11 protein-coding genes are annotated in these 12745 nt (G+C 57.8%); 9 read left to right on the top strand and 2 right to left on the bottom strand.

Going from position 1 to position 12745, the window contains the following annotated elements; all coding sequences use genetic code 11:
• Positions 1-14: 14 nt before the first annotated feature.
• Both EAO82_RS19420 and EAO82_RS19415 read left to right on the top strand, forming a co-directional pair.
• Positions 15-584, top strand: a complete 570-nt coding sequence (locus tag EAO82_RS19420; protein ID WP_096347020.1) for a cytochrome b — start codon at positions 15-17, stop codon at positions 582-584.
• Between the two features lies 1 nt (position 585).
• Entirely contained in the window at positions 586-1161 is a 576-nt protein-coding gene (locus EAO82_RS19415) for a YceI family protein (RefSeq protein ID WP_096347021.1), read from the top strand.
• Positions 1162-1266: 105 nt separating this feature from the next.
• On the opposite strand, the gene EAO82_RS19410 is transcribed toward EAO82_RS19415, so the two are convergent.
• Positions 1267-2163 (bottom strand): LysR family transcriptional regulator, encoded by an 897-nt coding sequence (locus tag EAO82_RS19410; protein WP_096347022.1) that lies wholly within the window; start codon positions 2161-2163, stop codon positions 1267-1269.
• Between the two features lie 260 nt (positions 2164-2423).
• Here EAO82_RS19410 and EAO82_RS19405 point away from each other — a divergent pair, with 260 nt between their 5' ends.
• Complete coding sequence (locus EAO82_RS19405) at positions 2424-3608, top strand: acyl-CoA dehydrogenase (RefSeq protein ID WP_096347023.1); 1185 nt, start codon at positions 2424-2426, stop codon at positions 3606-3608.
• Positions 3609-3768: 160 nt separating this feature from the next.
• Positions 3769-4950 (top strand): CaiB/BaiF CoA transferase family protein, encoded by a 1182-nt coding sequence (locus EAO82_RS19400; protein ID WP_096347024.1) that lies wholly within the window; start codon positions 3769-3771, stop codon positions 4948-4950.
• A 6-nt stretch (positions 4951-4956) separates the two neighbouring features.
• On the opposite strand, the gene EAO82_RS19395 is transcribed toward EAO82_RS19400, so the two are convergent.
• Entirely contained in the window at positions 4957-5697 is a 741-nt protein-coding gene (locus EAO82_RS19395) for a DUF3617 domain-containing protein (RefSeq protein WP_096347025.1), read from the bottom strand.
• A gap of 197 nt (positions 5698-5894) precedes the next feature.
• Here EAO82_RS19395 and EAO82_RS19390 point away from each other — a divergent pair, with 197 nt between their 5' ends.
• From EAO82_RS19390 to pgaD, 5 genes are all read left to right on the top strand, one after another.
• A complete protein-coding gene (locus EAO82_RS19390) occupies positions 5895-6134 on the top strand; it encodes a hypothetical protein (protein ID WP_096347026.1) in 240 nt (79 codons plus the stop codon).
• A gap of 246 nt (positions 6135-6380) precedes the next feature.
• Positions 6381-8831 carry a poly-beta-1,6 N-acetyl-D-glucosamine export porin PgaA gene (gene pgaA, locus EAO82_RS19385; RefSeq protein ID WP_174959049.1) on the top strand — a complete coding sequence of 817 codons (2451 nt, stop codon included), beginning with the start codon at positions 6381-6383 and terminating at the stop codon, positions 8829-8831.
• Positions 8831-10837 (top strand): poly-beta-1,6-N-acetyl-D-glucosamine N-deacetylase PgaB, encoded by a 2007-nt coding sequence (gene pgaB, locus EAO82_RS19380; protein ID WP_096347028.1) that lies wholly within the window; start codon positions 8831-8833, stop codon positions 10835-10837. Before pgaA ends, pgaB begins: the two co-directional genes overlap by 1 nt.
• Positions 10834-12174 (top strand): poly-beta-1,6-N-acetyl-D-glucosamine synthase, encoded by a 1341-nt coding sequence (pgaC, locus tag EAO82_RS19375; RefSeq protein ID WP_096347029.1) that lies wholly within the window; start codon positions 10834-10836, stop codon positions 12172-12174. Before pgaB ends, pgaC begins: the two co-directional genes overlap by 4 nt.
• On the top strand, positions 12171-12656 hold the full coding sequence (pgaD, locus tag EAO82_RS19370; protein ID WP_096347030.1) for a poly-beta-1,6-N-acetyl-D-glucosamine biosynthesis protein PgaD: 486 nt from the start codon (positions 12171-12173) through the stop codon (positions 12654-12656). The genes pgaC and pgaD overlap by 4 nt, the downstream gene beginning before the upstream one ends.
• The last annotated feature ends 89 nt before the right edge of the window (positions 12657-12745 follow it).

The raw sequence follows: 12745 nt of genomic DNA, 5'->3' as shown, positions 1-12745 counted from the left end.
ATCGGACCGACGTCATGCAGATCAGAAACACCTTGCGTACTTACGGCTCTGCCGCTATCGCCCTCCATTGGCTAGTAGCCGTCACCGTCGTTGGCCTGGCTATCCTCGGTCTGTGGATGACCGATCTCACCTATTACAGCCCCTATTACCGCAGCGCGCCGTTCTGGCACAAGAGTATCGGCGTTTCGCTGGCGGGATTGATCGTCTTGCGGTTGCTGTGGCGTTGGGTAAATCCCAGGCCTGCGCATATTCCCGGCCACAAGGTCTGGGAGCTACGGCTCGCCAGTCTGGTTCATGGACTGCTATACCTGTTACTGATTGTGATCGTGCTCAGCGGCTGTCTTATCTCTACCGCAAAAGGGCAGGGCATCGACGTTTTTGGCTGGTTTACCCTGCCCGCACTGATCACCGGTCTGCCTGAACAGGCGGACCGCGCCGGTCTGGTGCATTACTGGCTGGCCATTAGCGTATTGGTGTTAGCAGGCCTGCATGCGCTGGGTGCCTTAAAGCATCACTTTATCGACCGCGACAATACTTTGCGACGCATGCTTGGCTTGCGTCAGCATTCACCTGAGGAGCATTGATATGAAAAAAACATTCGTCGGCATCGCGCTGGGCGGCTTGATGGCGTTAAGTGGCAGTTTGCAGGCCGCTGACTACGTGATCGACAAGGAAGGCCAGCACGCTTCCATCAACTTCAAAATCAGCCATCTGGGCTACAGCTGGTTATATGGTCGCTTCAACGATTTTGACGGTACCTTCAGCTGGGACGCGGACAAGCCCGAAGCCAGTGAAGTGAATGTCACCATCAATACTACCAGCGTGGATTCCAATCACGCCGAGCGTGACAAGCATTTGCGCAGCGATGATTTCCTCAACGTCGACAAGCATCCGCAAGCCACCTTCAAATCCACCGCCGTGGAAATGACTGGTGATGACACCGCCAATATCACCGGCGATCTGACCCTGAATGGCGTGACCAAGCCAGTGGTGCTCGAGTCCAAGTTCCTGGGCGAGGGTGACGACCCATGGGGCAACTATCGCGCCGGTTTCGAGGGTAATACCACTCTGCGTCTGAAGGATTTCGATATCCCGATGGACCTGGGTCCGGCCTCGCAGGAAGTGGAATTGATTCTGACCGTAGAAGGCATCCGTCAGTAAACCTCCCTGGCGGCATACGAACGGCGAGCCTTGGCTCGCCGTTTTTGTTTATGACGCGCTGGACTGCGCGGAAAGGGAATAGTCCCGAATTCTGATTAGCGCCGGTCAGGAGTCGCGGTACGCCCGTGACTCTTCCACCAACCAGTCTTTGAACGCCAGCAAGGTAGCGGATTCCGCCTTGCGCTCTGGAATCACCAGATGGTACGCATGATCGCTGTCGAAGCTGTGCGGGCAGGGGGTGACCAAGCGACCGCTTTCCAGTTCATCGCGAATCAGAAAAGGTGGAATCAATGCCACCCCCATGCCATGCACGGCGGCCTTGGCGAGCATGGAGAACAGCTCCAGCCGGGTACCATTCAGGTCGTGCGCAACACGCATATCTAGCGAGGCGAACCACTGGCGCCAGGCGTAAGGGCGGGTAGTCTGTTGCAGCAACGGCATCTGGCTGATCTGTCGCGCGGTTAGCGCGGTATGCGGCGCAATCAGATCAGGGCTGCATACCGGCACCGGAGACTCCTTCATCAAAAAATGCGCCTCGGTACCAGACCAGTCACCATCGCCGAAATAGATTGCGGCATCGAATTCGGTGTCAGCGAACAGAAAGGGCCGAGTGCGGTTGGTCAGGTTGATCGATACATGGGGGTGGGCGTGAAGAAAGCCCTTGAGGCGCGGTAGCAGCCACTGGGTACTAAAGGTAGGAACCGCGGCGAGTTCCAGCGTTGCCGTGCCCTGGTTACCCATTACCGACAAGGTGTCGCGCTCTACAGCGTCCAATCGGCTGCTGATGCGGCGGCTGTAGGTTTCACCCGCCTCGGTCAGCTTCACGCCGCGCCGGGTGCGGCGGAACAGCTGTACATCGAGAAATTCTTCCAGATTGGCTATTTGTCGGCAGACAGCGCTTTGCGTCAGCGCGAGTTCCTCTGCTGCTTTGGTAAAGCTTTCATGCCGGGCCGAAGATTCGAAACAGATCAGGGCCTGGGTAGGGGGAATCTTGCGGCGCATTGGGGCTCCTTTGGAGCAGCGGCAAGCTTCAGGCTGTAAGCGGCAAGTTGGCTCGCGCATTGCCAATATGGTTGTGCTTGGCGCAAATCAGGGGTGCTTGCAGCTTTGCTCTTGTAGCTTGTAGCAGGTTTTACGGAGTTCCAAAATAGCACAGGTTGCTGAATAAAACGCGTTTGCCGTGTGGGGTAAAGGGGTCTAGTCTTATTGCCACTCAAGAGTATCCCCGCGATGCTTACCTCATATATCACTACGGAGTTCCCATGGCCGATTCCAAAGCTAGTTTTAACTGGATTGATCCGCTGCTGCTTGATTCTCAGTTGACTGAAGAAGAGCGCATGGTGCGTGATTCTGCGGCGCAGTATTGCAACGCCAAGCTGATGCCGCGGGTGCTGGAATCGTTTCGCCACGAGAACACTGACGCGTCGATCTTCCGCGAAATGGGTGAGCTGGGTCTGCTGGGTGCGACTATTCCTGAGCAGTACGGCGGAAGCGGGCTGAATTACGTTTGCTACGGCTTGATCGCCCGTGAAGTAGAGCGCGTCGATTCCGGTTACCGTTCAATGATGAGCGTGCAATCCTCGCTAGTCATGGTGCCGATCAATGAGTTCGGTAGTGAAGAGCAGAAACAGAAGTACCTGCCCAAGCTGGCCAGCGGCGAGCACATCGGTTGCTTCGGTCTGACCGAACCTGATCACGGTTCCGATCCGGGCTCAATGATTACCCGTGCACGTTCAGTGGACGGTGGTTATTCGCTCAAGGGCGCAAAAATGTGGATTACCAACAGCCCTATTGCTGACATTTTTGTAGTCTGGGCCAAGACCGATGACGGCGTGATTCGCGGCTTTATTCTGGAGAAGGGCTGGAAAGGTCTCAGTGCTCCGGCGATCAAGGGCAAGGTAGGTTTGCGTACCTCCATTACCGGCCAGATCGTCATGGAAGATGTGTTTGTGCCCGAAGAGAACATGCTGCCGAACGTCACCGGCCTTAAAGGTCCGTTCACCTGCCTGAACTCCGCACGCTATGGTATTTCCTGGGGTGCTCTAGGGGCTGCAGAGTTCTGCTGGCACACCGCTCGCCAGTACACGCTGGACCGCAAGCAGTTTGGCCGTCCACTGGCGCAGACGCAGCTGATTCAGAAGAAGCTGGCCGATATGCAGACCGAAATCACCATGGCGTTGCAAGGCTGCCTGCGTCTGGGTCGCATGAAGGATGAAGGGACTGCGGCGGTGGAAATTACCTCGATGATGAAGCGCAACTCGTGCGGCAAGTCGCTGGATATCGCTCGCGTTGCCCGTGACATGCTCGGCGGTAACGGTATTTCCGACGAGTACGGTGTCATCCGTCACGTGGTCAACCTGGAAGTGGTCAACACCTATGAAGGTACCCACGATGTGCATGCGCTGATTCTGGGTCGTGCGCAGACCGGCCTTCAGGCTTTCTTCTGAAGGTATAGGCAAGCCGGGCTCAGGGGCTCGGTTTGCCGTGGCTGATCTGTTGGTTTTCAGGCGCTCTACAGGGGCGCCTTGTTGTTTGCATTGGTTAAACTTCCTCAATTCGCACGGCCAGCTTGCCACTTCAACAAGCTTGCCGTCTGGAGCTGCTGTCATGGACGCACTGTCCGGTCTGAAAGTTCTCGATTTATCCCGTGTTCTCGCTGGTCCCTGGGCGGGGCAGATGTTGGCCGATCTGGGCGCTGACGTCGTCAAGATCGAGCGACCGGTGGTGGGCGATGACACTCGCGCCTGGGGGCCGCCGTATCTCAAGGATACGCAGGGGCGAGATACCTCGGAAGCGGCCTACTATCTGTCTGCCAACCGTAACAAGCGTTCACTGGCAATCGATTTCACCCAGCCGCAGGGCCAGCAGAGCTTGCGAGAGTTGGTAAGGCACGCGGATGTGCTGATCGAGAATTTCAAAGTTGGTGGGTTGGCAGCTTATGGGCTGGATTACGCCAGTCTGCAGGCGATCAATCCGCGGCTGATTTTCTGCTCGATCACCGGCTTTGGTCAGGATGGGCCTTATGCCCAGCGCGCCGGGTACGACTTCATGATTCAGGGGCTTGGCGGCTTGATGAGTGTGACCGGGCGCGCGGATGATGAGGCCGGCGCTGGGCCGGTCAAGGTTGGCGTGGCGCTGACGGACATTCTCACCGGGCTGTATGCCAGCAACGCGATTCTGGCTGCGCTGGCCGAGCGGGAGCGTAGCGGGCAAGGTCAATACATTGATCTGGCGCTGCTGGATGTCCAGGTTGCCTGCCTGGCCAATCAGAGCCTTAATTATCTGACTACTGGCCAGCCTCCGCGGCGCATGGGCAATGCGCATCCGAATATCGTGCCTTATCAGGATTTCCCCACGGCCGATGGTGATTTCATTCTCACGGTGGGTAATGATGCGCAGTTTGCCAAGTTCTGCGGCGTCGCTGGCCATCCTGAGTGGGCGCTGGACGGTCGATTTGCCAGCAATGCCGCGCGGGTCGCGCACCGGGCCGAGTTGATTCCGCTGATACGGCAAGTCACGGTATTTCATACCACTACGCAATGGATTGCTGATTTGGAGCAGGCGGGTGTGCCCTGTGGCCCGATCAATAACCTGGAACAGGTGTTCGCTGATCCACAGGTGCAGGCGCGTGGCTTGAAGATCAGGATGGAACACCCTTTGTCCGGAGAGCTGGAGCTGGTGGCCAATCCGATTCGTCTGTCGCGAACGCCTGTCAGTTATCGCCTGCCACCACCCATGCTGGACCAGCATGGGTCGGAGGTCCTGCGTGAGTGGCTGGTTAGCCAGTGATTCTTGTCAGTAATTGAATTCAGAGGATTGCAGGGCGCCGCAGTCCGCCGAGACCCAGGTGGATTTCTCGCTATGCTCAATATTCACCGGCTCGCCGGTGGCCATGTGCTGCAACTGTTTCGGCGCCTGCTCGGCGTCTAACTGCATGACACCCTTGCCGGTGAAACGTGTACGCATTTCTCGCGAACTGACCATGGTCAGTTCGCCATGCATGTCGCCGTTAAAGCCGTCGCTTCCGGTGCAATTGCCGATCACCCGCAGGCTGGACTCGCTGGCTTCCTCCGCTTGCAACGTGCATTCGGGCATGTCCTTCCGGGCGCTGTCGATGAGCTTCTCGGGGTTGGTGAGATTGCGCGCGTCCTCGGCACTGATGCACTCCATGTCCACCCCTATCTCGGGTGGGTTGCCGAGCGCTCCACTTAGCATGGCCCGCTGCTCTTCCGGTAAGTCCTTGAACATATCTTCCTGGGCCGTGCGCAAGGCTGCCTGCAGATCCTTTCCGTTGATCAGGGTGGTCGCTTCGCTGCGCCATAAGCCGGGCTCCGGCTGTGGCGTGATGCTCTGCGCGTGCAGGCCGGTACTCCATAAGCCGAGCAGCAGTAAAGTGAAGGCAGATCTTGATGCAATAGGCAGTGCCAAACCAGGCCGAGTCGCTTCCGACCGAGCCTCGTTAGGCCGCGCCACGTCAGGCCGCGCCACGTCAGGCCGAGCCGCGTCAGGCCGAAACATTCCATGCTTTACGTGCATCACTGGATGCTCCTTTATCGTCGTGTTTGTCTTTGCACGTCTTCTGGGGCTACGTCGGTAGCTTGCCGCCTGGTAACTATAGCTCGTGATTTCCCTGTGTGTAGTGGCATGGGCTGCGCGGGGAGCCGCTGGCCGTAAAGTGTCTATACTTTAGCCGGAGCTATTTTTATCCATTGTTGTTAACGGAGGTACGCTACATGCGCCGCATTGCCATATTCTTCGTCACTGCCTTACTGAGTACGCCATTGTTTGCCATGCATTGCCCTGCCGACATGGAGCGCATTGATGCCTTGCTTGAGAGCAATCCACCTTCGGATCCTGCGGTTCTGGAGCGCGTTCAGGAATTGCGCGCTGAGGGTGAAAGTCTGCACAAGGCGGGTAAACACAGCGAATCGGTAGAGGTGCTCGGCGAAGCGCTTACCTTGCTAGAGGAATAAGTTGCACTAGTGTCAGTAGCAGGTTGTCTAACCCTGCAGTAGAGCCGCCTTGCTTTGGCGGCTCTTTTTGTTTCAGTGCGCCAAAAAAATGTCTTATGCGGCCCATTAATAAATAAAGCGTCAATTTAGTATCATTCCGCGTTACAATTAATAATACTATAGTATTGTCTTGATACTAATAAGCCATCACGGTTCGTCGTGCATGGCTCTTTGCTGTATTTGCGCGTTACAAAAGGAGTGACCGATTTGCTCAGTAACTTAGCAGGGAGGCGAGTTATTGCTTGCTGTTTCTCCTTGGGTTTGTCTTTGGGCTCCAGCCTTGTCTGGGCTGATCAGGCTTATGTTGATCTGATAGAGCGTGCTCGCCTTGGCGACCAGCAGCCTGCATTGGACTACCTGCGCCAACTCCCCTCGCTGACCCCGGTTCAGCAAACTGATCTTCTACTGATAGCCAGTTGGGCGGGTGAAGATGACGAAGTGTTGCGGCTCTATCAGTCCAATACCGCTTTCTATGCAAAAAATCCCGATACCGTAGCGGCAATGGCGCGTGCCCGGCGCAATCGCGGCGAGTGGGAAGAGGCGGTGAATGGCTTTCTGCTTGCCCGCTCTCTGGCGCCGGCTCGAGCCGATCTGCTGCAGGCGCAGTTGATGACCATGGCCGATATGGGCCAAACGCCGGCCGCGATCAAGCGTGCCCGGGTATGGACCGAACAGGCTCCCAAGCAGTTGGAAGCGCGCCTGGCGCTGGGTTATGCATTGATGCATGACGGGCAGCAGCATGCGTCGTTGGCGGAGTATGACCGGGCTTGGAAGCTGGCCCCCGGCCGGCGCGATGTGTTGCGCGAGTATCTGTTTGCGCTGCAGCGCGCGGGTCTGCCGGTGCTGGCTCTGGGCATTGCCGAGCAGCATCCCGAACTGCTGGGCGACGAGGAGCTGCGTATCATGCGCGCCGACGCTCTGGCTGAGCGCGTGCGCCTGGCCGACACGTCAACGCGTTCCGAATCCGAGCGCTTTGTGATAGCCGACCGGGCACTGGCTCAGGCTGACGCAATGATGCAAGAGTGGGAAGCCTTGCCCGAAGCTCAGGTCGAAGTCATTCGTGTCCGGGTTGACCGTATGGGCGCCTTGCATGCCCGCGTGGACATGCAGGGTGTGGTTGATGAGTACTATGCACTGAAAGACATGCAGGTTGTCCTGCCGCCATATGCGCTGCGCTGGGCCGCCAGTGCCATGCTCTATCTACGCCAGCCCGAGCTGTCTGCCGAGCTGTACCGTGAAGTCATTGCTGCCAGCAACGACAAGGACCAGAGCTGGTTGAGTGATCACCAAAGCCTCTACTACGCGTTGATTGAAAGCGAAGAGCTGGAGGAGGCCGATCAGCTCAGCAAGCAATTGGCCGAGGCGCAGCCTGAACGCATTTATCCCTTGGGCGTACCCCAGGGCCGGCCGAACAATAAATGGCTCGACAGTCAGATTCTGGTCGCCAATAACGCCCTTTACCGTGACGACTTGCCAGCAGCTCAGCAGGCTTTTGATAGCTTGTCCGACGCCGCCCCAGGCAACGTCTCCTTGCGCACCAGCCGCGCCAGCGTTTATGTCGCCCGAGGTTGGCCACGGCGCGCTGAAGAGCAGTTGAAGATTGCTGAAAATACTGCGCCCAGAACCGTAGACGTCGAAGCGGGCCAGGCTCTGAATGCCCTGACACTGCAGGAATGGCGGCAAGCTGATGTGCTGGCCGACGACCTGGTAGAGCGCTTTCCGGAGAATCTTCGTGCTCAACGCGTAGACCGCTTGCGCGACGTTCATCATATGGCCGAGTTGCGGATTGCCGGTTATCGCGGCAAAAGCGATGAAGACAGCGTTTCTGGCGGCAGCGACTTTGGCCTGGAAACAGTAGTGTACAGCTCGCCATTCAAGGAAGACTGGCGGGTGTTCGCCGGAGGTGGTATCGGCCGCGGTGAGTTTGAAGAGGGTGATGCGGATCACGACTGGCTGCGTGCCGGTATCGAGCACCGCATACGCAACAACACCCTGGAGGCGGAATTCTCCAGTCACGAATTTGGCTTTGGCCGCCGCGCGGGCGCCAGGCTGTCGGGTGTCCACGATGCGAGTGATGTCTGGCAGTACGGCTGGTCAGCTGAACTGCTGTCGGCATCAACGCCACTTCGTGCGTTGAACAGCAACATCGACGCAGACAGCCTCACCGGCTACGCGCGCTGGCGTGAAAGCGAGCGGCGGGAAGTCAGCCTGACTGTCCTGCCGATGTCCTTCAGCGATGGTAACGACCGCTTGAGCCTGGTGCTAGACGGCAGTCAGCGGGTATTTACCGCCCCACGCATGATCCTCGACGCGGGTTTGGAATTGTCCACCAGCCGCAACAGCCAGGGCGGCGAAGGTCCCTACTTCAACCCGGAGTCGGATGCCAGCGTGCTCTCTACGCTGAATCTGTCGCACATTCTGCATCGTCGCTACGAGACTGTCTGGAGTCAGGATCTGCAGTTCGGCCTGGGATATTACGATCAGCGCGACTTCGGTGGCGGGGGCATGGGTTTGCTCGGTTATGGGCAGCGTCTACGCATGAATGATGTGTTTGACAGTGGCTTCCTGCTGTCTGCCTTGAGCAGACCCTATGATGGGGATCGCGAGCAGGAATACCGGCTTGTCCTCGACGTCAACTTCCGATTCAAGGGACTGTGATGATAGTGCTCGGTCGAATTTTCCTGTTATTGACCCTGTTGCTCAGCGCCGCTTGTGCACAACAGACGATACCTTTCACCGCCCCGCAGGATCGACCGGAAGCCCTCGGGGAAGCTGAATGGCCAAAAAACCATGTTCTGGCGCTGGTCTACCATGATGTGCAGGATGCCAATCCGGACAACACCTTCCTGTCAGTGCGCACCTTGAACATGCTCGACCAGCTTGCCTGGTTGCGCGAGAACGGCTATCAGGCCGTCTCTATCGATCAGATTCTCGAGGCTCGTCAAGGCGGCGCGGATCTGCCGGCAAAGGCTGTGTTGCTCAGCTTCGATGACGGCTTCAGCAGTTTCCGGGAGCGGGTGCTGCCGGTACTCAGAGCCTATCAGTGGCCAGCCGTGCTGGCACCGGTGGGTGCCTGGATGGATACGCCGGCAGATCAGCCGGTTGATTTTGGCGGTCTTGCCGTACCGCGTGAACGTTTCGCCACCCGCGCGGACATTCGCGAGATAGCCGACTCGGGATTGGTCGAGATTGCAGCTCATACCGATAATCTGCACTTCGGTACCCTGGCTAACGTGCAGGGCAACATGCTGCCTGCAGCGGCCAATCGCCAATATGATTCGGCCACCGGTCAGTACGAAACAGTCGAGGCCTATAAGGCCCGGTTGAATACCGATGTTCAGCGGATCAGTCAGAAATTACGTGAGGTCACCGGGCGCAGCCCGCGGGTCTGGGTATGGCCGTATGGCGCTGCCAGTGGCATGGCGCTGGAAGTGATAGACAGGAACGGCTACCAGATGGCGATGACGTTGGAAGGTGGTTTGGCGACGGTGCAGAACCTTCGTGATACCGGGCGTTATCTGATCGGGGAAGATCCCAGCACGCAAAGCTTCGCTGCGGCCGTCAGCGGTATGCAGAATACCGCGGCAAAGCGGATTGCTCATGTGGATCTGGATTACGTTTATGATCCCGACCCGGTGCAGATGGAGGCTAACCTGGGCGTGTTGATTCAGCGTATCGCCGATCTGCGCATCAATACCGTATTTCTGCAGGCTTACGCTGATCCCACCGGCGACGGCACGGTCAAGGAGCTGTACTTTCCCAACCGTCACCTGCCTATGCGTGCTGACTTGTTTAATCGCGCTGCCTGGCAGTTGCGTACCCGGGCGGGCGTTGATGTCTTTGCCTGGATGCCGGTCTTGAGTTTTGATCTGGATCCGGCATTGCCCCGAGTGACCGCGATTGACGCCGCGGGCGGTAGTGACGCGGCAGTGAACCCGGTGCAGTACCAGCGGCTTTCACCATTCGATCCCAGGGTGCGCAAGCAGGTAGGCGAGATATATGAAGACCTGGCCGCCAGTGCCAGTTTTGAGGGCCTGCTGTTCCATGATGATGCGCTGCTGTCGGATTTTGAAGATGCCGGTAGTGCCGCACGTGAAGCTTATGCGGCAGTAGGTTTGCATTCGGATTTGAATGCATTACGGTCTGATCCGGAGCAAATGGCTGCCTGGACGCGTTTCAAGAGCCAGTACCTGATCGATTTCACTCTGGAGCTGGCGGATAAGGTCAAGGCCATTCGCGGGCCGCAGGTGAAGACCGCCAGGAACATATTTGCGATGCCGATCCTCGAGCCGGAAAGCGAGGCCTGGTTCGCGCAGAACATGCATGACTTCCTGAACAACTATGACTGGACCGCCATCATGGCGATGCCTTTGATGGAGGGGGTCAGCAAAGCAGATTCCGACGCCTGGCTGTCGCGTCTGGTGCTACAGGTCAAGCAGTACCCTGATGCGATGGACAAGACCATCTTTGAATTGCAGGCCCGCGATTGGCGCGTGGGTAAGGAAGGTCCGATCGATAGCGAGCTGCTGGTGAGCTGGATGCATCGTCTGCAATGGGAGGGAGTACGTCACTTTGGCTACTACCCGGATGATTTCCATACTGATAATCCGCGCCTCGAGCTGGTACGCCCGGCATTGTCCAATGCGTGGAGTACCCAGCGATGAAAGAACGGATTATTGCCATTCTGGTGTTGGTGCTGGTGTTGCTGGGCCCGTTGGCCCTGGCCCTGGCCATTACCGGCACACTGCTGCTTAACTTCGTGTTTTTCTACCCGCTGCTGATGTCTGCGTTGTGGATCGCCGGGGGGCTGTTCTTCTGGTTGAACTGGGAGCGCAAGTGGCCCTGGTCGCGCGATGGTGACGTGCCTGCTCCCGAGTTAGTGGGCAATCCGCTGGTATCCATCCTGATACCTTGCTTCAACGAAGGCCCGCGCGTGGCGGAAACCGTTGGGGCGGCGCTGGCGCAGCGCTATGAGAACATCGAGGTGGTGGCGATCAACGACGGCTCCAGCGATGACACGGGTGAGTTGCTGGATCAGCTTGCCGAGCAAAATCCCCATTTGCGCGTGGTGCATCTGGCCAAGAATCAGGGCAAGGCAGTCGCTTTGCGCATGGGTGCGCTGGCTGCGCGCAGCGAATATCTGGTCTGTATTGACGGCGATGCGCTGCTAGCCGAAGACGCCGTTGCCTATCTGGTCGCGCCACTGATTGAGAATCCGCGTGTGGGCGCCGTGACCGGTAATCCCCGGATTCGGACGCGCTCCACGTTGATCGGGCGAATTCAAGTCGGGGAGTTTTCCTCGATCATCGGTTTGATCAAGCGGACGCAGCGAGTGTATGGCCGAGTGTTCACGGTCTCGGGTGTGGTCGCGGCCTTCCGCCGCAGTGCATTGGACCGGGTCGAGTATTGGAGCCCGGATATGATCACCGAAGATATCGACATCAGCTGGAAGTTACAGCTCGATCACTGGTCGATTTTCTATGAGCCGCGGGCACTGTGCTGGATCCTTATGCCGGAAACGCTACGGGGTTTGTGGAAACAGCGCTTGCGCTGGTCACGCGGCGGTGCCGAGGTGTTGCGCAAGAATATCGCCAGTATCTGGAAATGGCGCTTCCGTTATATGTGGCCGTTGCTGATCGAATTCTGTCTCTCGGCGGTGTGGGCTTTCACCTTCGCCATTACGGTTGTGCTGTGGGCACTGGGCTTGTTTTTCGTGCTGCCCGAGAGTCTGCAAGTGGTGCGCATCGTGCCGCCTGGGTTCACCGGCCTGGTGTTGGCCTCTGTCTGTCTGATGCAGTTCAGCCTGAGTCTGTTCATTGAGCGTCGCTATGAGGAGAAGCTCGGGCGCACGCTGTTCTGGGTTATCTGGTACCCGCTGGTGTTCTGGACCATTACGTTGTTCACCACCCTGGCGAGCTTTCCGAGGGTCATGCTCAGACCGCGGCAGGAACGTGCGCGCTGGATTAGCCCGGACCGTGGTATTGCGAGGAGCGAAAAATGAATCTGATACATACGCCGCGGCACTGGTTGCCCCGCCTGGTTGATATCATCCTGACGGTTATTGCCTGGGTGGTGTTCATCTGGTTGATGTACAACGGCATCATCGACTTGATCGACGATCAAAAGCAGGGGCCGCGAATCGAGATGGGTACCCAGCTTCTATCGGGGCTGGACAGCTTGCTGTTGTATCTGGTCCTGAGCCTGTTGGTGGCTTGTATTCTCAGTATCTGGGCGACTTATCGCAGGAAGCAGGCAGCCGGCTTCGAGCGCCGTAAGCGCGTGCCAATTATGAGTGATGCAACCCTGTCGAGCAGTTTCGGGGTGGACCCGCGCTTGACCAAGCTGCTTCAGGAGCAGCAGGTGCTGACCGTCCATAATGATGAAGACGGGCACTTGTTATCGGTGGAGATGCCGGACCTGAACAAACACTATGCCGCTCGCAAGCAGCAGGCAAAGCCGGAGTTGGTAGGCGAGCGTACCTGATGCAATAGCAAGGGCGCGCCAGCCGAATCGACAGGTACCTGGGCTGGTTGCTTGAGAACTGGAAGATAAAAAAACGGGCCATTCAAGGC

This window comes from Halopseudomonas pelagia (assembly GCF_009497895.1).
GTDB lineage: Bacteria > Pseudomonadota > Gammaproteobacteria > Pseudomonadales > Pseudomonadaceae > Halopseudomonas > Halopseudomonas pelagia_A.
Note: the sequence above shows the minus strand (reverse complement) of the source record. Positions and strands in the feature narration are given on the sequence as shown.